The organism is Paraburkholderia sp. HP33-1 (assembly GCF_021390595.1).
Classification (GTDB): domain Bacteria; phylum Pseudomonadota; class Gammaproteobacteria; order Burkholderiales; family Burkholderiaceae; genus Paraburkholderia.
This window is the reverse complement of sequence record NZ_JAJEJR010000003.1, coordinates 272,022-297,369: the sequence shown is the minus strand read 5'-3', so window position 1 is coordinate 297,369 and position 25,348 is coordinate 272,022. Positions and strand designations below refer to the sequence as shown.

Genomic DNA, 25,348 nt, shown 5'->3' with positions numbered 1-25,348 from the left:
TGATGTCTTATTTGAACCGCTTATCGAAACTTGTGTTGACGCGTCAGACGCTGGTACTCGCGGCGATCCTCGTCGCCGCCGTGGCCATCTGGTTCGTCGGACCGCTGGTTGCATTCGGCGACTACCGTCCGCTCGAGAGCGTGCTGTCGCGCACGCTGTCGATTGTCGTGCTGTTGCTGCTCCTGCTGTTCTGGCTGCTCGGCTGGTCGCCGAGCGTCATCGGCGTCGCGCTACTGTGTCTCGCGCTCTGGTATTTCGGACCGGTGCTTGCGTTCGGCGAAGCGCATCCGCTTGGCACGACGTGGTCCCGCGTGCTGCTCATCGCGGTGCTGCTTGCCTGCTATGCGATCTACGCGCTGTATCGCCTGTGGCGGGCGGCGCGCAGCGACGACGTGCTGCTGCAGCGCATTCTGAATCCGTTCACGAAGAAGTCGGCCTCGAGCCCTGTCGCGCGAGACGAAATCCGCGCGCTTTACTCGGTCGTCACGAAGGCCATCGAAAAGCTCAAGCGCATGCGCGGTGGTCCGGCGGGACTGCGTCGCCTGCTCGAAAGCCAGCGCTATCTGTACGAGCTGCCGTGGTACATGGTGGTGGGCTCGCCAGGCGCCGGCAAGACGACTTTGATCCTGAATTCGGGCCTCGATTTTCCGGATGCGGACCAGATGGTCGCGGCGTCGCTGAGAAGCCGCGTCGAAACTGTGAATTGCGACTGGTGGTTCGCGAACGAGGCGGTGTTGATCGATACCGCCGGCCGCTATACGGTGCAGGACGCCGCGGCGCAAGACACCGCGCCGCTTGACGCGAAACCGGACGACCTGAAGAGCGCCAATGCGGCCGAATGGCATGGTTTTCTTGGGCTACTGCGCAAGCGGCGTCCGCGCGCGCCGATCAACGGTGCGTTGCTCGCCGTTTCCGTCGAAGAGCTGCTGACACGCCCGGCGTCCGAACGAAAGGCGCTCGCAGCGTCATTGCGCGCGCGGCTTGGCGAGTTGCGCCAGCAGTTGGGGATTCGCTTCCCCGTGTACGTGCTCGTCACGAAGCTCGATCTGTTGCCCGGCTTCGGAGAGTATTTCCAGGCGTTGACGGCCGAAAGCCGCGCGCAGATTTTCGGCTTCACGCTGCCTTATCAGGAAGAGGCGGAAGAGCACGGCCGCGACACGCTGCGCCTGAGCTGCGCGGCCGAGATGCGTGAATTGGTGCAGGGACTCGAAGACGGCATCAACACGCGGCTGCAGGAGGTGTACGAGGTCGATCTGCGCAAGAAGCTGTATGCGCTGCCGGCCGAATTCCGCTGCCTGTGCGCGGACCTCACGGAACTACTCGCGCTGGTGTTTCTCGATTCGAAATACGACGACACGCAGTTAAACAACACGCTGCGCGGCGTCTATTTCACGAGCGCGGCGCAAACTCACGAAGCCGTGTCCGCCGACAGCACCACGCTGCTGCAGCGGCTGCGTCGCGGGCTTGCCGACTCGATCGGGGTTGCACCGAAGACGCGCTCATCGTCATCCGCGGACGCTGCGCCTACTGGGTATCGCGGCTATTTCCTGCGCAATCTGTTCCAGCGGGTGATTCTGGCCGAGGGGCATCTGGTACGCCCGAATCTTTACTGGGAAATCCGCTTTCGCGCGCTGAGCATTGCCGGGCATCTGCTCGCGATCGTCGTGGCAGTGTGGCTGATCGGCGCGCTCGTCGTGAGCTTCAGCAATAACCGCGAGTATCTCGCCGCGATCGACGGCAAGGCTACTGCGCTCGCCTCGCGTGTCTCGTCGCAGCGTAAGGCACCGCAGCCCGGGGCGATGGGGGCGATACTGTCCGCTTCGCATGAGCTGCCTCGGTTCCAGGGCGTCGATCTCGACAGTCCCGGTCTCGCATGGCGCTACGGGCTCTACACGGCGCCCGCGATCAGCGACGCCGCCGGCGAGACCTACAACAATCTGCTGAAGAAGATGCTGCTGCCGCGAGTGGTCGGCCGGCTCGAAACGGTCCTCGACACGCAAATCGGCGCGCAGGACGCGGATGGCGTTTATCGCACGCTGTCGGTCTATCTGATGCTGTTCGATCGCTCGCACTATGACGCGAAAGCGATCAAGGCATGGGTGCTCGCTGACTGGGAACACGCCAACAGCGTCGCACCGCTCGGCGAGCGCAACGTGATGGCGCGTCACCTCGACGCGCTGTTCGCCAACGACGTTCCCGCGGTGCCGGCGAGCCCGGCGAATTCGCAGCTGGTGCGTCGCGCACGCGAGTTCCTCGCCCGCAACCCGGCGTCCGGACGGCTCTACGAACGGGCAATGAACGCCATGACTCCCGAGGCACCCGAGAACGTCACGCTGCTGAGCGCCGCGGGTCCGCAGGCCACCGCCGTGTTCACACTGGCCGACGGCTCGACGCTTGCGCGGGGCATCCCCGGTCTCTATTCCTACGTCGGCTATCACACGGTTTTTAACAAGCGCCTGCCCGAATTTCTCGAGCAGGCGCAAAAACAGGACGCGTGGGTGATGGGCAAGGCCGATGCTTCGGCGCGGTGGCGGCAGATGGCAAACGGCAACGTGCTGCGCAAGGACAGGCTCGCCGACGATATCCGCCGCCAGTATCTGACCGACTACGGCAATTACTGGAGCCAGTTTCTCGACGACGTGAGACCGGTGTCCGGCGGCAACGGCACGCTGGCTCCTGATCTGCAGACGCTGCGCACGCTGGCCGCGCCCGATTCGCCGCTGGCGAGACTCGCGCGAACGGCCGCGCGCGAGACGTCGCTGTCGGTCGCCGACGGCGCGGACGAACCGTCGCTCGCCGATGGTGCAATGAACGAGATCACGCGTCGCTCGCAGGCGGCGCGCGCGGCGAGCGCCGTGGCCGCAACCGCCACGATCGGACAGCTCGCGCAGCAGAAGATGGAACGCGATCTGGTCGACAAACGCTTTGCCGCGCTGCGCGAAGTCGTGACCGGCCGGGCCGATAACGCAAGCGCGCCATCGGGCAGCAGCGGCGTACTTCAGCTTGGCGGCATCATCGGACTGATCAACGAGCAGTACACGCGTCTGATGACGGCCGGCGACGTGCTCGCCACCAACGGCATGCCGCCCACCGACGACCTCGGCTCCACGATGCAGCTCGAGGCGCAAAAGCTGCCGGCGCCGTTTCGGGCGGTGCTCGCGGGCATCGCGTCGCAGTCTATGCGCAAGGTGGGCCGTGGCGTCGGGTCCGTGCTCACGATGCAGGTCGAATCGAGCGTCGGCGCGCAATGCCGCCGCGCGGTCGACGGCAAATATCCGTTCGCCGCGAGCGCCCAGGAAGTCGACATCGAAGATTTCAACCGCGTGTTCGCGGCAGGCGGCCTGCTCGACGACTTCTTCCGCAAGACACTCGCTGGCCGAGTCGATACAGGCATGCGTCCGTGGCGCTACAAGCCGGTCAGCCCCGGCATGCCGCCGATGCAGGGGCCGAGCCTCGAACCGTTCGAGCATGCCGCGGTGATCCGCCAGACGTTTTTCCGCGATCCGGGCGCAACCCGGATGTCGTGGAGCGCGGGCCTCAAAGTTGTGTCGCTGGACCCGGAAATTACTGATCTGCTCATCGACATCGACGGGCAGAGCCTGCGCTATGTGCACGGTCCGGTCACGACGTTCCCGATTACATGGCCGGGGCCACGCGGAGGATCGATGGCCGGTCTCACCGCGAATCCGCGCGTGCGTCCGGACACGTCGACCATCATTACCGAAGGTCCTTGGGCGCTGTTCCGGCTGATCGACCGGGGCCGCGTGACATCGACGTTGTCGTCGAGCCGCTCGGCAGTGGACTTCAATTTCGACGACCGGCACGCGGTCATCGAGCTGACGTCCGGTGGTCAGTCGGGGCCGCAGTTGACGGCGCTGCTGAGGGGATTTCGTTGCCCCGGCAGCGCAAACATGGTGGCGAGGCGGATGGACGCATCGGTAGGGTCCGTATCCGCTGATGCTCTGTAGCGTTTTCGAAAATCCCCGCGCTCAATCGCGTGCGGCATTGTTTTCGATGAAGGAATCTAGAGGAGTTCATGTCAAGTAATCTCTTGAACGCCATGCGCGTGCAGAGCCGCGCAGTCACGGTATCCAGCGCGGCGATACCTCAGTGGCCGGACCAGACCGCGGATGGACTGACGCGGCCGGCGCTGGAGTTCATGTCATTGAGCGGCAGCGAATATCTGGGCAAGCTGTTCAGATACGAACTGCAATTGCGCACGCCCGACGATTACACGGTGCCGCTTGCCGCCAGTGCCAACATCGACCTGAAGGCACTGATCGGCAAGGAAATGACTGTCACGGTCGACCTCGAAGCACCTGCCGGCCTGAGCGGTGATAGCGAAGCACGTCAGCGTGAAATCACCGGACTCGTCGTCGCGGCGGAATACGTCGGCCGGGAGGGCCGCTACAACGTCTATCGCGTCGTGCTGGAGCCCTGGCTGTCGCTGGCCATGCTGACGACCGACTACAAGATTTTCCAGAACAAGACGGTCATCGAGATCATTGACGAGGTTCTGAAGGACTACCCGTACCCCGTCGAAAAGCGCCTCGACGTGAGCCGATATACGGTCGAGGGTGAAAGCCCGCGCAACGAGCCGCGTGCATTCCAGGTCCAGTACGGCGAGACCGACTTCCACTTCATCCAGCGGCTGATGGAAGAGTGGGGCATCTACTGGTTTTTCGAGCATGTCGATGGCAAGCACCGGCTCGTGCTGTGCGATCACATTGGCGCGCACCGCCAGTCGCCGAACCCGGCGTATCAGACGCTGGCGTTCCAACCGCAGGAAGGCAAGACCGACACGGAATACATCAGTGTGTTTTCGACGGCCGAAGTCTTGTGCACCGGCCATTACGTGACGAGCGACTTCGACTTCATGCGTTCGCGCGCCGACATGCGGTCGATCAATCAGCAGCCGCGCGACACGAGCTGGAACCTGCTCGAGCGCTACGATTGGCCAGGCGATTACACCGACGGCACGCATGGTGAGCTGCTGGCGCGTACGCGCATGGAAGCGCTTCGCGCGCCGGGCACGCGAGCGAAGGGCGAAGGTAACGTGCGCGGGCTTGCGTGCGGGCAGACGTTCGTGCTGACCAATTACGACTATGCCGCCGCGAATTGCGAATACCTGGTCGTCGGTACGGAATTCGAATTGACCGGTACGCCGGACGAATCGGGCAGTGGTTACCACTACACGTGCAGCAACAAGTTCGACGTGCAGCCGACCAGCGAAGTGTTCAGGTTGCCGCAGGAGACCCTGAAACCGACCGTCAGCGGGCCGCAGTCCGCTGTCGTCGTGGGCCCCGCGGGCAAGGAGTTGTGGACCGACGAATTCGGCCGCGTGAAGATCCGCTTCGTTTGGGACCGTTACGGCCAAAACGTCGAAACGGACTCCTGCTGGGTCCGTGTAAGTCAGGCATGGGCCGGTCAGGGTTTCGGTGGCATCTACATTCCGCGCATCGGACAGGAAGTCATCGTCGATTTCTGGAACGGCGACCCCGATCGTCCGCTGATCACCGGCAGTCTGTACAACACGGCTACACCTCCGCCTTATGACTTGCCGGGCAACGCGACGCAGAGCGGTTTCATGAGCCGGTCGATGGAAGGGGGCATGCAGAACTACAACAGCATTCGTTTCGAGGACAAGGCGGGTGCTGAGGAGTTTACGTTACAGGCGGAACGGGACATGAACCGCTTGACGAAGCTCAATGAATCGCACGTCGTCGGTGCCGACTACACGATTGGCGTGGCTGCGGCGCACAGCATGACAGTGGGGGCAGCGTCCAGCACTGTCGTTGGCGGCGAGTACTCGGTCAAGGTCAAGGATGTCGCCTCCTATCACGTCAGTCTTGCGCAGTGGACGAAGATCGGGGGCGCCGAAGGTACCGCGATTGGCGGAGCGTCCACACTTACAGTGGGCGGACTGCGTTCCGTCACGATCGGTGGCGCGTCTACGCATGCGGTTGGTGGGGCTTATTCGCTGTCCGCCGGTGGTGTGCTGTCTATCGTGTGCGGTGCGTCGTCGCTGACCATGACCCCGGGTGGCGAGATCAAGCTGATCGGCACGAAAATTCGCATCCAGGGTGGCGAGCGTGTGGTGGTAACGGGTATGCCGCTAGAGCTCAATCCTGGTGATATGGAAATGGGCAATGCGACGACCGTTCCTGTTCCGGTCGTGGTATGCGACGCACTGGATGTTCCCTGCATATATAAGCCCGATCCGTGCGAACCAATCGTGTGCCCCCCGCCGCTGCCGATCATTACGCCGGAGCCGTCGGATGAGACACCGGAGCCATCGGATGAGGAACCGGAGCCGTCGGATGAGGAACCGGAGCCGTCGGATGAGGTACCGCCGCCAACCGGCGAGGAAGCGTAACAGCGAACCTCGCCATCCCATGCATCGGCGAATGCGTTCGCGCACAGCCCTGCACGGGCCTTCTTCTTCTCACGAGAATATCGATCATGTATCCAGTGGTTCGCAAAGGCGATCCGATCGGCGACGGTGGTGCCGTCGTCGGTGGGTCACCATCGGTCTTTGTCAATGGAATACCGGCGGCGCTCGTCGGCATCAGTTCCGTGGTTTGCTCGCTGCACCCGTCCGTGCAATGCGTGATTGCCGGTTCGGGCTCCGTATTCATCAACGACGTGCCGGCGGCAATCGTCGGCGGCTCGGTTTCGTGTGGCTCGGCGCTGCCCGTTGGCTCGCCGGACGTGCTGATCGGCGGGTGACGCCGAGGATGGTCAAGTGACGGCTGGGATCGCTGGAATCGGCGGGGAGCTGGTCAGGCTGCCCGGCGCTGTGTTGCCGCTCGCGAGTGCCGGACCGCTGCTCGACCGTTGTGAGCGGCTTGGCGACATGGTGGACCGGTATCGGATGCGTCGCGCGCTGTCGGGCATTCTATGCGCCTCCGTCGACGTGATCAGCGGCAGCAAGATATGCCTGCCCGCCGACGAAACCGATTTCCGGCTGCGTGGCCGGTTTCCGATCGAATGGTCGCGCTGCTACTCGAGCGCGCAGCACGCGGTCGGGCTGCTCGGCGTCGGCTGGCGCATGAGTTGGGAAATCACGCTGCGCAAGCTGGACGATCAACTCGTCTATTCCGACGAATTCGGCAGCACACTGAGCGTGCCGTTTCCGCCGCGCGGGTCGCAGGTGATCGCGTCGTCGGCGCAATTGCACATCGCGCATCTGAGCGACGGACGCCTGGTCGTCGCGGATCTGACGCCGCATTACCGCGTGTTTGGCGAGTTCGACGCGAACGGGCTTTCCAGGCTCAAGTATGTCGAGGATCTGCGTCAGCAGCGGATCGGTCTGATCTGGGATACCGACGGGCGCTTGCTGCGCATGCGCGGCATTTGCGGCCACGAGTTGCGGATGCACTACGAGTCGCGGATGGGCGCGCGTCTGGTTGCCGTCGAGTGCGTCGAGGGTGGGCCGACCGGCGCGCTGGTCCAGTACGGCTACAGCCAGCGTGGCGAACTCACCGAAGTGCGCAACCGCGTCGGCGAAATCGTGCGCCGCTTTGCGTACCGTGAAGGACGGATCGTCGAGGAGGCCGACGCGCTCGGAATGGCGACACGCTACGTATGGCAATCGATCGGGGGCGCGGCGCGGGTGGTTCAACGCGTCACGTCGGAAGGCGCGCTCGAGCACTTCGCCTACGACGTCGATAGCCGGACCAGCGTGGTTAGCGACGTGTTCGACAACGAGGCGCACTGGCAATATGACGAGCAGAGCCGCGTGCTGTCGCACACGGATTTCGACGGCCGGAGCTATCGCTTCGACTACGGCGAGGCCGTCGCGCCGCTCATCGTTCAACTGCCCGGCAAGCGCGCGGTTCGCCTTGAATACGACATGCTTGGACGCGTCGTGCACGAAACCGATCCTCTGGGCGAGACCCGCTCGACGCAGTATGCGTTTGCGTCGCGCGAACCCGTGTCGGTCGCGCTGAGCGATGGGCGTACGTGGATGTGGGCGCGCAACGATCGCTTGCGGCCGGTGCACTATCAGGCGCCGTCAGGAGAAATTACGCGCTTTGAATATGATGCCGATGGTGAGGTCGCGCGCTCGACAGATGTGCAGGAAATCGCGACCACCTACACGCGTAATGCCTGGGGACAGGTGACACGACGCGCGGGAGCAGGTGGCAGCACGACCACATACGAGTACGACGTCAATGGCTACGTCGTCAGCGTGACTGACGCGCTCGGCGCCGTTACGCGAATCGGGCGAGACGGCCTCGGCCGGCCGTTGACGGTCACGCGTCCGGATGGACAGATCGAGCGTCATGTGTGGAATGCCAAGGGTCAGCGAATCTCCTTCGCTGGTCCGAGCGGCCGCAGCCGGCACTGGTACCGGGACCGGCGCGGCAATATCGTTCGCGCGGTCGACGAAGAAGGTCACGTGACCGTGCGTCAGTACGATGCACATGGGCGTCCGGTTCGAATCGAAAGTGCGAACGGCGCGGTGCAGTCGCTGCAGTGGGACGCGAGCGGTTGCCGGTCAATAACGGATGCAGACGGCGTCGAGCGCAGTTTCGACTATACGGACGGCGGCCAGATCCGTTGCATCACGTGGAAGGCGGGCGCGCAGCAGCGTCGCGAAACGTTCGACTATGACAGCGCTGGCCGCCTGATTGGGCGCGAAACCTTGCACAACCGCTATACGTATCGCTATGGGCCGCGCGGATCGCTGGAATGCGTGAGCCGTGTACCGACCCAGGAAGGTGAGCTACTCGGCATCAGCGCCGATGAAATCCGCTTCGAGCGCGACACCGGCGGCCGGGTCGTCGCGGAGCACGGCGCGAACGGCACACCGCGTTATACGTACGACGCCGCGGGTCGCCTTGTCGCGACGCTGCTGCCGCAGGGGCAGGAGGTGCGCACGCGTCGCTTCGAAACCGGCGACATCGCGTTCGTCGAACTGGACGAGCGGCGAATTGCGCGATTCTGGTACGACCCGATGCGCCGCCAGGTTGCGCGCACGCAGGGCAGCTTGCGTACGCATACGGGCTATTCGCCACCCGGCTTGCCAGTATGGTGGCGCTCGGTCACGGGATCCGACCTGGACACGCCGGGCGCCGCGACCGAACCTGTGATCGAGTTGTGGCGCGAGGCCGACTACAGTCTCGCAGACGTGATCGTCAGAACGGGCGGCGCGGCTGGCGGCCAGACATGGTACGACTATGACCGGCGAGGGTGCCTGTTGCGGTGCGTCTCGGAGAAGCTGGACATCGAGTACTTCACGTGGGACGCCGCGAGCAATCTGCTCGATGCGCCCGGCGGCAACTGGTTCCCGGCCGTCTATCCGGATCATCGGCTGCGGGAATGTCGCGGCCATCGTTACGAGTACGACGCGTGGGGACAACTGGTGCGTAGAAGCGGCCGCGATCATACGCTGTCGCTCGATTGGGATGCCGAGGGGCACCTTGTTGCCGTGCATCGCAAGGACAGCACGGTGCGCTATCACTACGATGCACTGGGCCGGCGTATCGCCAAGCTCATGGAGCCGGCTTCGACGCGACGAGCGCAGCAACTACCGGCGCCGGTCCAGGATGACGTCACGCGCTATTTGTGGCAGGGATTCAGACTGATTCAGGAGCAGAACGCAGCGGCACTGCGCACGTACCTGTATCAACCCGAACCCGACCGCTCGATCGGCCTCGCGCCGCTCGCTTGCGTAGACCAGACACTCGCGGACGATGGAACGCCAGAAAACACGCAGGTCTATCACTACCACACGGACGTGGCCGGTACGGCTGTCGCGCTAACCGACGAAACCGGGCAGGTGGTGTGGCAAGGGCGTTATCGCGCGTGGGGCAATCTCGTCGCGCCAGAGTGGGGCAGCAGCGACGCACTGACACAGCCGCTTCGTTACGCCGGTCAGTATTCGGACGATGAAACCACGCTGCATTACAACGGTGCGCGGTTTTACGATCCTCACTCGGGTCGCTACATCAGCCCCGATCGCACCGGTGACGGCGGCGTTAGTCCGTATCGCTACGCGCCGAATCCGCTGACATGGTGCAATCCTCTCGGCCGCGCGACGCCGGCAAGGTTTCCGTACGTTGCGGGCGGGGACGCGTCATGCGTCGACGGTGCTTCGAACCCGGCTCAAAACGTTGCCGTCGTGGTCGAGCAATTCCAGGACGTAATAGGCTGGGATCTGCTCAAGCTCTGATTCGAACGTCGCATGGAAGTCGAGCCAGTCGTTATTGCGGTGTCGGGAAAGGCGGCTAGCATCGACGATTTCGCGGCGCAGCTCGGTGTCACCGTGGTCGTAGATTACGGCGATGGCGGACGTGGCGACCGGCAATGGGTGCTCGATGCCGTGCATGAGCGCATGTTTGTCGAAGCTATGCCGATGCACGCACACGCGCACGTCATTTGCGCGTTGCAGTGAGGCCTTCCATGTCGCCTCGCCGACAGGCCGCACGCCCGGAACGGGCGCCTCGTCGTTGAGCACCGACTTCTGGATACCGCGCAGCGCAAAGCTGATGCCTGCGTACACCTCGTATTCGGCCAGCGTGCGTTCGGCGCCGAGCCCATACTTGCCGAAATCTTCCTGCGGCCGCGCCTCTCCGTCGACGCCGAGCAGCGCCCGATTGCGCTGAAACGAGCGTTGGTTGCGCTCGTTCCAGGGCTCCTCGATATCTCCCCGTTGCTTGGCCTCCTGAGTATGGTCGTTCCAGATCTTGAAGCGATACGAGCGCTTATATTCGTGCCAGGCGATCAACCGGTGCGGACAGTACAGGTCATAGCCGTGAGTGAAGGCGCGGACGGCGATCGAGATCTCCTCGCCGAGAAAGAAGTAGTGCGGATCGTGTTGGACCACTTCGGCAAAATGGCCGTCGGCGAATGCGAAGTGAGCACTGAAGAAGCGCGTTCGGACGGGCTGACTGCGCGTTCTCCAGTCGGCGAGCCTCTTCGAGCGAAACACCACCACCCCCTCACGATTGAAGCTCGAGTAAGCCAACATTCTCGGCTCATCGCTTCTTCGAGAGTCGTGATTCTCTGGGTCGTACATCGGAAGATAGGTGGTCAGCACCGGCTTCGGACTTTCGTCGCGCAATGATTCCAGCATGTCGATCACGAGCGTGTCCCAGCCGTCGACGAAGCGGTGATGCGAGTCGAGCTGCAACGTGTAACGCTCACCGCCGTAACGCTGTTGGAGCAGGTTACGGGCCCAGCATGCACCTTGCGACATCATGTGAGGCACGTCGATTAACTCGATTTTCGCGTCACGATAACCGAGATGCTGGATGGTCCAGCTGTCGGCCTGTTCGGTCCTCCATTTGCCAAAACCCTGTTGCCAGAACTGGCCTATGCTTTCGTCGGGTGCATGCTGCCAACACACGACGATACGTAGCAGATCCGGCTTTCTTGCCTTATGGATGAAATCAAGCAGAGTGGGAATCAATTGCGGATCGCGATAACTTGCGATCTGCACGAAGATTGAATTCGGCGGTGTGACGGATAAATCGGTCATGCTGGTCGCTTCGAGAACACGTCCGTAATGGATAGTCCCTTTAGATAATGGTCATGGTGATCGTTGCAGTTGCCTGGATCTTGCCTGCGGTCGGCGTCGCAGTTCCGACGCGCAATACCGTGGCTTCGAGTTCGAATGGCGACTGCATTGCGCCCTGCGGCATATGGACGAGGGTGCTGGTCGGATCGTTGGGCCTCAAAATCGTTTTTGTCGACTTTTCCTGCAAACGGATGGCGAGATTGTTCGCGCCGGTGTTTTTCAGCATGCTGCTGTCGTTTGTGTCGGGCGTTCCGGAAAGTGCGGCGGTGATCGAAGCCGCGGGCGTGGGGCCGGTGCAGAGCACCGTGAAGTCGACAGGTTGGGTCGGGCCGATTGTGTTCGTCACGTCGCTTGGGCCGAAAGTACCGAAGTCGATGTTTAGTGTGCTGGTATTGACCGAGCAACTTGGCAGGACCTTCACGTTGATGCCGCCGCCCGTGATGGTCACGACCTGGCTGCCGTCGCCATTGGCGATGCCGGCTCCTATCGTGTTGAACATCACGTTGACGTTGCTCGCGATGTTCCCCGTTTTAATCAGCTCGATCTGGAATTGCGAGCCAATGCCAAAGCGGCCGTAGATCACCTGATTGGGTTCGCCAGCCGAAAAGGTCGACGTGAACGGAAGTGACGAATTCGTGCCGGTCGCACGAAGATAGGTCACGCGAAAACCGATTCCAGGGATGTTGGTGTTGTACACCCCAGTAACAGTGGACGGTGTGGCGCTCAAATAACCGAATGCTACCGTGCCGCCGTTAGTGCAGTCCGTGAAATTCGCAAAGGTGGCGTACGCCGGCTGCAAGCCGGTGGCGATCACGGTGCCGATTGGCACCGCTGGATCGATCGATACCGAGCTTTGCTGGAATGGTATGTTGACCACTAACGGATGTGCCGCGATATAGCCTTGAGACAGCAGTTCGGCAATCTGCGCCGACTTCAGCTGCGTGCATGCGGCGAACGCGAAATGGGGAATAGCGAGGCAAACCAGGACGAAAAACTGGACGAGTCGTTTCATTGGAGATTGTTGGTTGACCAGCGGACTAATTGGGCTAACAGCAAAGGAATTGCGTGCTCGATTCCTCAACTGTCGATCTCGTCCCATTTAGCGAGTAAATCGGCGGGAATGATATGGGCGAGTTCTGAAAACCGTTTGCCCACCATTCGCTCTGACTGGCGCAGCAAAACAATGACGGGGCTGCTCGGTTCGTTTCGCTCGAACCACATGCGGGTTTCCTGAATGGCCGCGAGCGCGCTCCAGCGATCCATTGGAGGCATGGTGGCCATCGGCAGATCAGGCGGCGCATCGGACTGCGAAATCGCCGCCGTAGGGGCGGCAGCCGGCGGCGCAACAGGTTCGGCGTCGTTCTCCGCCTGGACGGCTCGGGCGGCCATCGGCGCGGACGCGCCACCGCCGTCCACCTGGTGCTGCGCGAATGGTTGCAGCGCTCGGGACAACGCGCCAAGATCGGGTGCATCGACGCCGAGCGTCTGATCGCACCATGCAGTAATGCGTTGCGTCAGACGTTGCGCTTCGACGAACGCGGCAATCGTCGCGTCGCGTCGGCCCCACAATTCCTTTAGCAACCGAACGACGGATTCAGGGGCGAGCGCATCCTTCTGGCGCGGTGTCGCGAATGATTTTTCGATATCGCGCAAATGCAGTTGCAGCCCCGCAGCCCTCGGCATCGGGATGTCGCGTGCATCGGCCAGCGTGCCATCGGGCTCGACGAGTCCTCCGATCGCGTTCGCAAACATCGCCGGATCGCGTTCGCCATCGAACACGGGCAGCGGGTGGAGCGCTTCGCCGTAGCATTCGAACATCGCCATCAGTAAGGCCAGTCCGTCGCGCAAGCCGGCCGCGCCTGCAAGCCGGGTTCGGCACCGTAGCAGGATCACCGCGAGACGGATGTCTTTCGTGCGCAGCAGCAGCGCGCGGCAATCGCGTTCGATTTCGGCCCAGTTGGCCGATGGCGGAACGTCGACGAAGTCACCGTATTGCGCTTCGACGCGCGGGGCCGCGGCCGCCTGCAGCATCACGAAAGCCGGATCGTATTCGAGATCGGGGCCGCAAGGCGCGTCCGCCGAGACCGGCTCGAGCAGGTCCGCGTAGCGCAGCACGGCGGCGGGAGTGTTGGCGTTCATGCGAAGGAACTCCGAGGTCAGTCGTTGTACTGTTCAGGTTCGAAAACCATGCCGACGACGGGAAGGTCGTCGAGGGAATCACCGAGCCACGTCGAGTAGCCGAGTCTCTGCGACGTGCCGATGCAGGCGGGCGGTGCCGCCCGCGGTTTGACGAGCAGTTTGACCTCCCACGCATATTCGTGGCCGACGAAGGCCCGCACCCATTCGACGAACGTCGGCAGGTCTTCTCCATGCGGCGTGAGGCGCAGATACTGGTCGAGATCGAGCGGACCGACGACGAGCCGGAATTTGTGCTGCTGGTCAGGAATCGCCTCACCAAGCTGCGAGCATTCACCGATGATCGCCGCGGGCCCCGGCACACCGAGCTTTGTATGTTCCGATGCGCAAAGATGGATCCAGTGCGGCACGAATTCTTCGATGGACATCGGGACACCGAAGTAATGCGAGAGCGTCGCCGCGACACCGTGCGGATTGCGCGCCTCGCGCACGAGGTGCGCCGCCGCGCTGTAGCGCGAGTGCGTGGGCAGACACGACTGTTTCGCCTCGGCCGGGTCGACGCCGGTCAGACTGGCGACATAGAACGAGAACGCTTCGTCGCCGGCGCGGTCGAGCGACGCAGTGGCTTGCCCCGACGCCCATGCACGATAAAACTGCGACAGCGCGCGGTGATGGAACAGATCGACGAGCCCGACTAGCGCATGATCCTGGTGGCTTTCCACCCGGCTGTGGGCCAGCTCCGTCATGTGCAGTGGCAGCGGCCCTTGCGGTCCCCACAGGCCGAGTCCGAACAGACGCACGTCGAGGCGGCCGTTGCGCGTGCCGAGCGACGCGATCTCGCGCGGCGCAAAGGCCAGTGTGGGTTGCTGCCCGATCCGGAACGGCTCTTCTTGCGGCAGGCGTGCGGTACCGGGCAACGGCATCAGCGGGTCGCGGGCGGCGATCGCGCGCAGCAGGCTCAGGAAGCCGGATTGCCACGGCGCGTCGGGATCGAACCACGCGTCGAGCGATTGCGGATCGAGCGATGATCGCATTGGCGCGACGGCGCTCACCAGTGGCACATCCATGCTCATACCGCTCCGCGTCCGCCCATGCGTGGCCGCCACTGCGTGATCGGGCCACGTTGCATCGAACGGAGTTCAGTTTCGGTGAACACGTTGATCGATACGTGACGCGCGAGGTAATGCTCTAGCACGAGGCCGAACAGATACGGGCTGATACCGGAAAAGCCCGTTTCGTCGACCGTCAGCTCACAGCGCACGCCACGCCCGTAAACGAGCAGTCCGTCGCCGGGCAGACGCCGGACCACAGGTTCGGTGCGCGCGCCGACGAGCGCCTCGATCTGACGCGCCTGTTCGTGCTCCCCCGGGGTGATGAAGAGGCCGAGCATGTTCCGCAGTGCCTGGCCGCCGTCGCCGTGATCGAGTTCGGCGAGCGGCATGTAGTTGAAGCTCAACTGCCGGATCAGACGCCACGCCGTTTCACCGCTCGCGTACGGCGCGCGAGGCGCGCTCGGTGCAACGACGAGACGCACGCCCCCGACCGGCACGGAGTCCGACATCGTGAGGTCGGTCGCACCGTTACGCGGGATCAGGCGTGGCAGGTCGCGGTTGGTGACCCATGCTTCGACCGACAGGTAGCGGATGTCGTCATCGTACGGCGCCTCCGCCTGATCGACGAGCGATACGTAGACCTCGGTGCCGATATATGGCGTACGGGTGCCGTACTTGCGTGTATTGGCCGACAGCGCGCGCTGCTCGCGGCGCACCGAAAAATAGCGGCCGTAGTTGCCGACGTCACTGTGCAGCGTCTGATAGAGCGGATTGAACTCGACTTCGAGCGATGTTTCCGCTCGCTGGCCGAATACGCGCGACACCGAAAAGATTTCGTAGTCGAGCGGCCTGGTGCGGTCGGCGAGCAGATGGAAATCGGTTCGCGCGCGGTTGATTTCGACGCGGTCGGTGCGCTTGCGAAACAGGTTGACGACCGGCGTACAGAACAGCAGGAAACGCGATGCGTCGACGTGCGTGGCCAGCTCTTCCGGCAGACGGTCGAGCAGCAGCACGATCTCGGCTTCCTTGCTGTCCACGCGCGCGAGCCCCGCTGCGAGCTGCGTCAGCGCGAAGAAATAGAAGCGCTGGCGGCACGCGAAGTATTCCTGCAGCAGGTTGTGGCCGTGAAACGTATTCCACGTGAGCGGCAGCAGGCCCTGGTTCGCTTGCAGACCTTCAAATTCGACCGGCGTTTTCGCGACCACGAGCCCTTCGTCTCTCGACGCGCCATACGCGCGCACGACCGAAGCGACGCTACCAGCGTGGATCAGTTCGAACAGATGCGAAGCGATGCGTTCGTCGCCTCCAAGGTAAATAGGCAGCCGGTCGAAGCTTGTCATCTGGTTGAACTTCACTTCGCCGGTGGTGCGCAGGCGAAGGCGTAACGCGCCGCGCAATTGCATGTGCGGCAACAGATGTCGATCGGTGTCGGGAATATCCGGTGGCACGGCGGTGAGCCGCGCTTCGGCGATCTCGATCGGCCATAACGTGACGTCCTGGCTGCTGCGGAACTCGCACGCGGTTTGCTCGCCGGGCGGGATTGCCGAGCGCAGCATGCTGTGCCGGGGTACCTTCAGCCCCTTCGTGAAATCGCCTTCGCGCAGGCTGGGACGCTGCTGCGCGACCGCGATCGACGGCGTGGGCGCGACGTAGTTCGGATAGACCACTTCGAGCAGGCGCTGCGTGAAGCGCGGAAACTCGGCGTCGAGTTTGATCTGCGTGCGCGCCGACATGAAGCAGAACGCCTCGATGAGCCGCTCCACGTAGGGGTCGGCAACGTCGATGCCCTCCATGCCAAGGCGGCGCGCGATTTTCGGGTGTTGCGCGGCGAACTCGCCGGCCATTTCCCGCATGTACGTTAGTTCGCGGCTGTAGTAATCGAGAAATTGTGGATCCATGTCAATTTCCCCTGCCGGTGTCCAGATCGAACGTGACGTGATTCATTTCGATGTCGAACGCGCTCTGGATACGGAATTCCAGCGGATAGGGCGACCAGCACATGAGGCCGTGAATCTCGAACATGAGCTGGTTGTAGCGTATCGGGTCCTTGCTATTGAGCGGCCGGATGCGCAGTGATTCGGGAATCAGACGCGGCTCGAAGCGGATGATCGCGGTGCGGACCAACTTCTCCACGGTTTCCCAATTACGACTGACGAGGTAGCTGCCGGACAACGCGGGAATACCGTAATTGACGACCGACGCGGCCAGCATCGGGTAGTGCGTCATGTCGATCTCGTCGTCGAGGTTCGTCGTGTTGAGCAGCAGGCTCAGGTCACGCTGGATGATGCGGCGCATGCCTTCGCTGTTGGGCGCGTACACGTCTGGCCGCTCGCTGCGCCGCGCGGGTGCATCGTCGAGCAGGCGGTCGATCAGCGACGGCATGTAGGCTTGCCGGTGTCGGGCGTCGGACGTGTTCATGCCCGCTCGTCGTGATTGAACCGGCATTCGCCGATGTCGAGCAGGCCGAAGTCGCCCTTCCCGGTGCTCCAGGTTTTCTGGCCGAGCGCGATCACGCCGGTTTCGCCGACGTCTTTCCAGGTCGTTTCGCGCGAGAGCCTGATGGCAACGGGACCGCTTTCCGAGCCGGGATAGCGCACCGACAGGTAGCCGCGCAGGACAGTCGCGTCGCGTAGACCCACGACGGCCGAGCGCCAGACGAGGTCGCTCAGCGTGGCGATCGGACCGAGCGTCAGTGATTTCATCGAGTCGAACGGCACCCAGCGATAACCGCCCGCGACGGTCAGCTCGCAGACGGGACCCAGCCGGCTATCGCTGTCGGTCAGCCATTCGAACTCGCCGATCTGCGTGCTTTCGCCGCGCGTGGCCGGCGCTGCGTTCAACGCGGCGCTGCGCAGTTCGTCGGCGGCGGCGAGGTTACCTTCGCCGAGCTTGACGTTGGCCTGCAGCAGAGATTTCACCCACGCGGGCAGCGGGTCGATCTCGCCCGGCGTGCGCTGCCCCGCAAACACCTCGGTGCGGAACATCTCGCTACGAATCAGGCCGCGATACATCTGGGCGCGCGACGTGCCTTCGGGTTCGAGCGTGGCCCACGTCTGAAGCTGTCGTAGCGCGCGTTCCCATTCGCCGTCGAGGCACAACAGCTCGAACAGAAGCCAGCGTTCGCGCACGCTCGACGGATGCTTGCGCACGTTCTCAATGGTTCGCGCCATGAGTTCGCCGTAAGCCTGCGCGTCCAGCAGGCTGTGAAGTGTCGGAGTGCCCGACGTGGTCAGGTCAGCGGCTATTTTCATCAGGGCATTCGGGCTCTTCGTACTCGATCGAATCAGGCATGGCGATGTGGCTGTCCATGCTGACCGTGTGGTGTTCCTCGCGTGCGAGCTGCGCGGTCCGGCCTGCACGGTGTCCGGTAATGTCGCGCGGCGCGAGCAGCCCGAGGATTTCGTGCGTTTCGTCTGCCTTGAAAATCTGCCCGGCATCGAACGGGTCAAGGCTCTCGAGCAGCGTGTCGATGTTCTTCCCCTTTGTGAGCAGGTCGGATACTGACAATTCGGGATGCGAAGGATCAACAAGCTCGGCAAACGGGTCTTGCGGCGACCGGATGGCCGGCTCGACGCGATCCTCGGTCGCTTTGGGCTCGTGCGCGCTGCCGATCTTCTGGCTCAGCAGCGCGTGACGGTATTCGAGCGTGAGCGCGGCGAGCGGATCCGATGCGTCGATCCCGTCTGTCAGGAGCATGGCCATGCCGTCGTGGTCGCCGTGCTCCGGCGCATGCGGATCGCGCCGCAGCTGCAACGGATCGTCATCGTCCTCATTGGCGAGCGCGATCAGGTCGCTGAAATCATCCGGCCTGGTGAGCGCGGGCTCGATCCGGTGCGCGGCAGGAGTCACACCGGAAGGTTGCGCCGGGAGAAAGTCTTCAGCCGCGTTCAAAGCTTCGCGCGGCGGATCAAGAAAAAAATCGGGCATAGGCTGAAGGTCTGCATGCTTGGCTGGCCGAGCGCAAGGCGAACGCTCCGCGCCAGGGTGACTGGTGCTGCCTGCGAAGGCTCCCGGACTTGCCTCACTCCTTTCCGACAGATCGTTCCGCGAAACAGCAGGCGCGGCCCCGATGGATTGGATTGTCCGTGCGAGCGTTCTGAGCGCGTGTGCTTCAACGGGCGAATGCTCCCAGCGAGCCTGATATCCAGTCATGGCCTGACCGGTAAGCAACGGCGAATCAGATTGGCCTGGAAAGCGTGCATTCGAAAAAAATCTCTCGCCGCAGAAATAAAAGAATCACCAGCGGAGAGTGCGGGCTGGTGCCTGAGAGATGTGAATGCTACTTCGCGCAACTCGAGCGGAATATGGGCGACGGCCCAAATACAGGCAGCGACCGACCGGCTATGCTTTGTCGCTCGATCAGTCTGGCCTGCGGGCTTGTTCCGATACCTGAGCGCAGCGCGCCGGATGTCGAGGCAAAGCCGCGCCTTCCCGCTACAAACATCTTTACCCGCAACCTCATCATGTCCATTTCACGCCACGCGCTGTTCGGCAAGCTCGGCGCGACGCTCTTCCGGAGCATCGAATCCGCTACGGCGTTTTCGAAGCTGCGCGGCAACCCCTATATCGAGCTCGTGCACTGGCTGCATCAGTTGTTCGCGCAGTCCGATAGCGACCTTCACCGCATCGTCAGGCACTGCGGCATCAGCCGCGAACTGCTCGAGCGGGACCTGCAGGCCGCGCTCGCCGCGCTGCCGTCCGGTGCGAGCGCGCTCACAGATTTTTCGCATCACGTCGAGGCGGCGACCGAGCGCGCGTGGGTGGTTGCGACGCTGGCATTCAGCGACCGTCGGATTCGCGGCGCATGGCTGATGGCGGCGCTTGTCGAGACGCCGGAATTGCGGCGCGTGCTGCTGGCCATTTCGCCGGAGTTCGGTAAGGTTGCCGTCGACGGCCTTCACGACGCGTTGCCGGCGTGGATTGCCGGTTCCCCCGAAGCGGAGGACGCTCCGTACGACCAGAGTGACTTTTCGTCCGCGGTGCCGGGCGAGGCGTCCGGTGCGCTCGCAGCAACTGCGAAGGGTGCGGCGCTCGCCCAGTTCTGCGCGGATCTCACCGCACGCGCGCGTGCCGGTGAAATCGATCCGGTGGTCGGCCGCGAGGTCGAAATTCGCACGATGATCGACGTGCTGTTGCGCCGGCGCCAGAACAACCCGCTACTCACCGGCGACGCCGGGGTCGGCAAGACGGCGGTCGTCGAAGGACTCGCGCGCGCGATCGCGGCCGGCGAGGTGCCGCCAAAACTCGCCGACGTGCGGCTGTTGAGCCTCGACGTCGGTGCGCTACTTGCCGGCGCGAGCATGAAGGGCGAGTTCGAGGCCAGGCTGAAGTCCGTGCTCGAGGAGGCGGCGAAGTCGCCGGCGCCGGTCGTATTGTTCGTCGACGAGATTCACACGTTGATCGGCGCGGGAGGGCAGGCCGGCACCGGCGACGCGGCGAACCTGCTGAAGCCGGCGCTTGCCCGCGGCACGCTGCGCACGATCGGCGCGACCACGTGGGCCGAGTACAAGCGGCACATCGAGAAAGACCCGGCGCTCACGCGGCGCTTCCAGGTGCTGCAGATCGCCGAGCCAGAGGAACCGTCCGCGATCGATATGGTCCGCGGACTCGCGCGCACGCTCGCGAGCCATCATGGCGTCGTGGTTCTCGACGAGGCGATTCGCGCGGCCGTGACCCTGTCGCATCGCTATATTCCGTCGCGTCAGTTGCCGGACAAGGCGATCAGCCTGCTCGACACCGCCTGCGCACGGGTCGCGCTATCGCAGCATGCTCCGCCGCGCGAATTGCAGCGGATTCGCGAACGGTTGCAAGCCGCGCGCGTCGAAGCCGAACTGCTCGGTAACGAGGCCCGCATCGGCCTTTGCAACGAGGCCGCGTTGGCCGACGTCAACGCGACCATCGCGACGCTCAAGGTCGAGGAACATGTCGTCGAAGCCGCGTGGCAGGCGCAGTCCGATGCGGCGAAAGCGCTGGCGAGCGCGCGCGACATAGCGGGCGAGCGCCCCGCCGAAGCCGAAGCCGCGACGTCGCTGGAAACATTGCGCGAGCTGGAGCGGACCTTATCGAACCTGCAGGCGGACACGCCGCTGGTGTTCCCGGAAGTTGGCGAAGCGATCGTCGCTGAAATCGTCTCCGACTGGACCGGCATTCCGGTCGGACGCATGGTGACCGACGAGGTCAGCGCCGTTCAGGTGCTGCCCGCCACGCTCGCGGCGCGCGTCATCGGTCAGCACGACGCGTTGCAGCAGATCGGCGAGCGCGTGCAGACGGCGCGTGCCGGCCTCGCGGACCCGCGCAAGCCTCTCGGCGTGTTCCTGCTCGCGGGGCCGTCCGGCGTCGGCAAGACGGAAACCGCGCTTGCATTGGCCGAGGCGCTCTATGGCGGCGAGCAGAACCTGATCACGATCAACATGAGCGAGTACCAGGAGGCGCATACGGTGTCGGGACTCAAGGGTGCTCCGCCCGGCTATGTCGGTTACGGCGAGGGCGGCGTGCTGACCGAAGCGGTACGCCGGCGTCCGTACTCGGTCGTGCTGCTCGATGAAATCGAAAAGGCGCACGGCGACGTGCACGAAATGTTCTACCAGGTGTTCGACAAGGGCTACATGGAAGACGGCGATGGGCGCTATATCGATTTCCGCAATACGACGATCCTGATGACCAGCAATATCGGCTCCGATCTGACTTCGAGCCTATGCGTGGACGAAATGCTCGCGCCCGACATGGATGGTCTGCGTGCGGCGCTTGCGCCGGAATTGCTGAAAGCGTTTCCGGCTGCGTTTCTCGGCCGCGTGACGGTGGTGCCGTATCGTCCGCTGGGCTCGGAGTCGATCGCCCAGATCGTGCGCTTGCATCTCGATCGAGTCATTCAGCGTATGGCGGACAATAATCGCATCGCGCTGAGTTATGCGGCGGAGGTGGTCGACTACATCGTCGGGCGCTGCCTCGTGCAGGAGACGGGCGCGCGCCTTTTGATTGGCTTTATCGAACAGCACGTTCTGCCGCGTCTCGCAAGACAGTGGCTCGATGCGATTGAATCGAAAAGCGCGCTTACACATATGACAATCGAGGTGGCCGACCCGGCCACGGCGCCTTCTGCGGCACTCGTGTTCCGGTCGTCCTGCCTCGCGTAGTCGAGGGACCGTAACCGACGCGCGCCGCCTTACTCATCAGTCAGTTCGCTATCCTGCGCATCGCGCAGATAAGCCGCGATATCGAAGCCGTGAAGGCTCGCGAGCCCAGCGCGCTTGAAACGGTCTTCGAGCACCGCACAGCGCTCGGCGAGCGCATATTGCCGGAACACGCCGAGCGCGCCACGCAGCGAATGCAGTTCCGCGAGGAGGCGCGGCGTGTCGTTGTCGTGCTGTGCGATGGCGATGGACGCGAGCGATTCGTCCAGAGAATCGACGAAGATCTGACGCAACGCGGCAGGCAGCGTAAGGCCGCCTAGCAGGCCATCGGTGTTTTCGTCGTTGGCTTGAGCGGCGTTCGCGGCTTCAAATTCCATAACCGGGGTCATCGGTGATCCGTCGGTCGGCAGTCCAGCAACCTCCGCGAGGATCGCCCGCAGCCGCGCGAGCGACAACGGCTTCGTGACCATTCGCGTAATTCCCGCCGCCTCACAGCGCTCGCGCTCCTCCGGGGTCGCCGACGCGGTCGCCGCGATCACCGGCATACGCGGCCAGCGATGGCGCACTTCACGCGCGAGCGCGTAGCCGTCCATCAGCGGCATCGACAGGTCGGTAAGGAGCACGTCGAAGGATTCGCGCGACAGCCACGCGAGCGCACACGCGCCGTCCTCGACGACCGTTGCGTGGCAGCCGAGGATCGTCAACTGTTCTTCGAACAGGCGGCGGTTGGTCGGATTGTCTTCGGCGCCCAGCACCCGGAGCTGGCGCGACAACTGTTGGGGCGCTTGAGTCATCACCGCAAGCGGCGCGGCGCGAAGCGTATGCCGCAACGCTTGTGCAAGCGCCGCAGGGCTGAGAGTCGACACCCGTACGAAACGGCCCGTCGCAACCGGATGCAGCGGAGCATCGGTAGTGCAGTCGATGACCCACGATGCGCCCTCGATCAGCCGGTTTTCGTCGTCAGCATCCCACCTATCGCGCTCGCCGAACAGGATCAGCGTGCGCGTTTGCTCGAGCTTCGACGCATCGATTTGCGCCACATGCTGGTACGCGTTGACCGTGAGCCCCCATGCCCGCAATGCGGCCGACACGCATGCGTGCTCGCTTCCGGTGGCGGCCACGAGCGTTACCGTTTCGCCGGCGAATTGCGGCATCTCGGCGGCGGTGTGCGGCTCGCCGAGCGGCACGCGCACGGTAAAGCAACTGCCACGGCCTGGCTCGCTGCGCATCGCGATGCTGCCGCCCATTGCCCGCGTGAGCCGCGCGCACAGCGCGAGTCCAAGACCTGTGCCGCCGAAGCGACGGTTGATCGACGGGTCCGCCTGGCTGAACGGCTGGAACATCGCGGCCTGCTGCAGCTCGTTCATACCGATGCCGGTATCTTCGACCTCGATCTGCAGATGGCGCCCGTCGGCAATCGCCATGTCGGGTACTGAGACCCGCAGCGTGACCTCGCCACTCGCGGTGAACTTGATCGCATTCGACAGCAGATTGTTGATGACCTGTCCGAGCCTGATCGGATCGCCGCGCATCGGTTGCGACACGGTGACGCCGAAGTTGCCGACGAGCCGCAGGCCTTTCGCCTCGGCGAGGGACGCGAACATCGCCAGCGCGTGCGTCATGACGTCGAGCGCGTCAAACTCGATGTGCTCGAGCGTCATCTCGCCCGCCTCGATTTTGGAGAAATCCAGCACATCGCTGATGATCGCGAGCAGTCCTTCCGACGACGCGCGGATCGTCGCGAGCCGGTCATGTTGCAGCGCGTCCAGCGACGATTGCGCGAGCAGCTCCAGATTGCCGAGCACCGCATTCAGCGGCGTGCGGATCTCGTGACTCATTGCGGCGAGGAACGCCGATTTCGCCGCGCTGGCCGCGTCAGCAGCTTCCCGTGCATCGCGCAGATGCTGCTCGAGGCGCTTGCGCGCGGTCACGTCGGTGACGGCGACCACCAGCACGTCCTCGCCCTGGTAGCGCGACGGCGTCGCGCTGACGGCGAGGTTGACCGGATCGTTGTCGCGGGTGGGCAGCGTTATCTCTGCGTGCATCGTTTCGTCGCCATCGTGCTCGCCGCTTTGCGCACAGGCGCGATAGCGGGCGGCTAACTCGGCCGACAGCGTCGGCGCCGGCACGACGACGCGTCGCGCCGTCTCGACCAGCATCGGGCTGCGCAGCAGCGGCGTGCCGTCCTGCAGTGCGATCAGCCCGAGACCGACGGGCGCGGTTTCGATCAACGTGCGGCTTAGCTGCTCGCTTTCGAACAGGCGTTGCGAACGATCGAGCGCCGGACGAAATGCGCGCTTGCGGAAGAACATCAGGAATGTCCACGCGGCGATCAGCGTGCCGAGCGTCATCACCGCGCCGATGCCCAACTGCGGTCCGATGCTTGCGACGATTTCGCGCCACGTGCATGCACGCAAGAGCATCCAGCCGGTGTCGCCGAGCGGTTGAGTGATCGTCAGCACTCCGTCGTGCCATGTTTCGCCCGCCTGTCTGGTCATCGCGAGCGTGCGCTGTCGGTCGGAGAACATTTCGTCGCGCGTTTGCGGGATCGTGCTGTCGACCACCGTGCCGTCTCCGGCGACGATCATGTAAGGGCCGCCGAAGCGCGCATCGGCGGCGAGCGGTGCGCTCAGGAAATCGGCTTCATACTCGGTGACCAGCATCGCGACCGGGGTGTCCTTGTAGAGCAGCGGCGCGACGAGGCGGATCGTCGACTTGCCGGTCAGAGGGCTCTTCGCGGGCGGCATCCAGAACACGCGCCGTTGCGGCTCGGCCTGCGCGCTGGGGAGGCTGCCGGCGAGGCTGCCGAGGCCGTCGGCCAACGCAACCATGAGCCGCTCGCGATCGGCCGCCGTTGCGGTGGCGGGCCATGCGCCGCCGGACTGGGGCGACGGCATGATGCCCGCCATGTCGTAGCCGATACCGTAGAAATAGCCGGGCAGATGCCGGCCGCGCGCCAGCGAATGAATGGTACGGGCCCGGCCCAGTTGTGCGGCGAGCGACAGATAGCGGCGGATGGTGTTGTCCTGCAGCGCATTGGAGTCGACCGCGAACACGCGTTGCCGCCCTTCCTCGGGCGTCGGCTGAAGCTCGATTTCGCCGTTCTGTTTGCGGAACCGGTCGACGAGCGCCGGATCGACTTTCGTGTCGTTCGGCCACGCCAGCTCGGCGTCCACGAGCGCGATGCGGAACGACGCTTCGCTCGCGCGGATCTGCTCCATCATCTGGCTGTGATAGACGACGAAGGCCTGGCGCTCGGAGGCAACGTGCGCGCGCACTGCCGACAGTATCGCGAGCGTGAATGCGACCAGCAGCATAAGGGTCGTGACTAAGCCGCCGCCGAACACAAGCAGCCGCTTATAGCGGCGCAACTGATTCAGTACGCTGAAGGGGGAGGTGGACGACATGGCAATACCGTAAGCATGGTCGTGATGGGCGGCGCGCAGGGACAGCTTGTGCCGCGACCGGCTTCTTCGCGATTGTGAATGCCGACGAGTTAGCCA

General features: G+C 63.8%; 14 protein-coding genes. 5 read left to right on the top strand and 9 right to left on the bottom strand.

Annotated elements, in window-relative coordinates; all coding sequences use genetic code 11:
- Window positions 1–2: 2 nt before the first annotated feature.
- The 4 genes from tssM to L0U81_RS28380 all read left to right on the top strand — a co-directional run bounded on the left by tssM (window position 3) and on the right by L0U81_RS28380 (window position 10,180).
- Window positions 3–3,968: a type VI secretion system membrane subunit TssM gene (gene tssM, locus L0U81_RS28395; RefSeq protein ID WP_233808482.1), complete on the top strand. Its 3,966-nt coding sequence runs from the start codon at window positions 3–5 to the stop codon at window positions 3,966–3,968.
- 68 nt (window positions 3,969–4,036) lie between these two features.
- Window positions 4,037–6,376, top strand: a complete 2,340-nt coding sequence (locus tag L0U81_RS28390) for a type VI secretion system Vgr family protein (protein ID WP_233808476.1) — start codon at window positions 4,037–4,039, stop codon at window positions 6,374–6,376.
- 86 nt (window positions 6,377–6,462) lie between these two features.
- Window positions 6,463–6,729, top strand: a complete 267-nt coding sequence (locus L0U81_RS28385) for a PAAR domain-containing protein (RefSeq protein WP_233808473.1) — start codon at window positions 6,463–6,465, stop codon at window positions 6,727–6,729.
- A gap of 16 nt (window positions 6,730–6,745) precedes the next feature.
- A complete protein-coding gene (locus L0U81_RS28380) occupies window positions 6,746–10,180 on the top strand; it encodes an RHS repeat-associated core domain-containing protein (RefSeq protein WP_233808471.1) in 3,435 nt (1,144 codons plus the stop codon).
- Here L0U81_RS28380 and L0U81_RS28375 read toward each other — a convergent pair.
- The 8 genes from L0U81_RS28375 to L0U81_RS28340 all read right to left on the bottom strand — a co-directional run bounded on the left by L0U81_RS28375 (window position 10,085) and on the right by L0U81_RS28340 (window position 18,867).
- Window positions 10,085–11,488, bottom strand: a complete 1,404-nt coding sequence (locus L0U81_RS28375) for a UDP-N-acetylglucosamine-transferase (protein WP_233808469.1) — start codon at window positions 11,486–11,488, stop codon at window positions 10,085–10,087. The genes L0U81_RS28380 and L0U81_RS28375 overlap by 96 nt on opposite strands.
- Window positions 11,489–11,528: 40 nt before the next feature.
- A complete protein-coding gene (locus tag L0U81_RS28370) occupies window positions 11,529–12,539 on the bottom strand; it encodes a fimbrial protein (RefSeq protein WP_233808467.1) in 1,011 nt (336 codons plus the stop codon).
- 65 nt (window positions 12,540–12,604) lie between these two features.
- Window positions 12,605–13,666, bottom strand: coding sequence for a type VI secretion system protein TssA (tssA, locus tag L0U81_RS28365; RefSeq protein ID WP_233808465.1), 1,062 nt, complete (start codon window positions 13,664–13,666; stop codon window positions 12,605–12,607).
- A gap of 17 nt (window positions 13,667–13,683) precedes the next feature.
- A complete protein-coding gene (tssG, locus tag L0U81_RS28360) occupies window positions 13,684–14,730 on the bottom strand; it encodes a type VI secretion system baseplate subunit TssG (RefSeq protein WP_233808457.1) in 1,047 nt (348 codons plus the stop codon).
- 2 nt (window positions 14,731–14,732) lie between these two features.
- Window positions 14,733–16,613 (bottom strand): type VI secretion system baseplate subunit TssF, encoded by a 1,881-nt coding sequence (gene tssF / locus L0U81_RS28355; protein WP_233808455.1) that lies wholly within the window; start codon window positions 16,611–16,613, stop codon window positions 14,733–14,735.
- Between the two features lies 1 nt (window position 16,614).
- Window positions 16,615–17,133 (bottom strand): type VI secretion system baseplate subunit TssE, encoded by a 519-nt coding sequence (gene tssE, locus L0U81_RS28350; RefSeq protein ID WP_233808453.1) that lies wholly within the window; start codon window positions 17,131–17,133, stop codon window positions 16,615–16,617.
- Window positions 17,130–17,966, bottom strand: a complete 837-nt coding sequence (locus L0U81_RS28345) for a type VI secretion system accessory protein TagJ (RefSeq protein ID WP_233808447.1) — start codon at window positions 17,964–17,966, stop codon at window positions 17,130–17,132. The genes tssE and L0U81_RS28345 overlap by 4 nt, the downstream gene beginning before the upstream one ends.
- Entirely contained in the window at window positions 17,950–18,867 is a 918-nt protein-coding gene (locus L0U81_RS28340; protein ID WP_233808446.1) for a TagK domain-containing protein, read from the bottom strand. The genes L0U81_RS28345 and L0U81_RS28340 overlap by 17 nt, the downstream gene beginning before the upstream one ends.
- A gap of 311 nt (window positions 18,868–19,178) precedes the next feature.
- Between L0U81_RS28340 and tssH the strand changes: the two genes are divergently transcribed.
- Window positions 19,179–21,848 (top strand): type VI secretion system ATPase TssH, encoded by a 2,670-nt coding sequence (gene tssH, locus L0U81_RS28335; RefSeq protein ID WP_233808445.1) that lies wholly within the window; start codon window positions 19,179–19,181, stop codon window positions 21,846–21,848.
- A gap of 29 nt (window positions 21,849–21,877) precedes the next feature.
- On the opposite strand, the gene L0U81_RS28330 is transcribed toward tssH, so the two are convergent.
- Window positions 21,878–25,252 carry a hybrid sensor histidine kinase/response regulator gene (locus L0U81_RS28330; RefSeq protein WP_233808443.1) on the bottom strand — a complete coding sequence of 1,125 codons (3,375 nt, stop codon included), beginning with the start codon at window positions 25,250–25,252 and terminating at the stop codon, window positions 21,878–21,880.
- Window positions 25,253–25,348: the final 96 nt, after the last annotated feature.

Coding starts and splice junctions, on each gene's coding strand:
- tssF (WP_233808455.1), bottom strand. CDS start 16,613: ATGGATCCACAATTTCTCGATTACTACAGCCGCGAACTAACGTACATG.
- L0U81_RS28385 (WP_233808473.1), top strand. CDS start 6,463: ATGTATCCAGTGGTTCGCAAAGGCGATCCGATCGGCGACGGTGGTGCC.
- L0U81_RS28345 (WP_233808447.1), bottom strand. CDS start 17,966: ATGAAAATAGCCGCTGACCTGACCACGTCGGGCACTCCGACACTTCAC.
- L0U81_RS28340 (WP_233808446.1), bottom strand. CDS start 18,867: ATGACTGGATATCAGGCTCGCTGGGAGCATTCGCCCGTTGAAGCACAC.
- tssA (WP_233808465.1), bottom strand. CDS start 13,666: ATGAACGCCAACACTCCCGCCGCCGTGCTGCGCTACGCGGACCTGCTC.
- L0U81_RS28370 (WP_233808467.1), bottom strand. CDS start 12,539: ATGAAACGACTCGTCCAGTTTTTCGTCCTGGTTTGCCTCGCTATTCCC.
- L0U81_RS28330 (WP_233808443.1), bottom strand. CDS start 25,252: ATGTCGTCCACCTCCCCCTTCAGCGTACTGAATCAGTTGCGCCGCTAT.
- tssE (WP_233808453.1), bottom strand. CDS start 17,133: ATGAACACGTCCGACGCCCGACACCGGCAAGCCTACATGCCGTCGCTG.
- tssG (WP_233808457.1), bottom strand. CDS start 14,730: ATGGATGTGCCACTGGTGAGCGCCGTCGCGCCAATGCGATCATCGCTC.
- L0U81_RS28390 (WP_233808476.1), top strand. CDS start 4,037: ATGTCAAGTAATCTCTTGAACGCCATGCGCGTGCAGAGCCGCGCAGTC.
- tssH (WP_233808445.1), top strand. CDS start 19,179: ATGTCCATTTCACGCCACGCGCTGTTCGGCAAGCTCGGCGCGACGCTC.
- tssM (WP_233808482.1), top strand. CDS start 3: ATGTCTTATTTGAACCGCTTATCGAAACTTGTGTTGACGCGTCAGACG.
- L0U81_RS28375 (WP_233808469.1), bottom strand. CDS start 11,488: ATGACCGATTTATCCGTCACACCGCCGAATTCAATCTTCGTGCAGATC.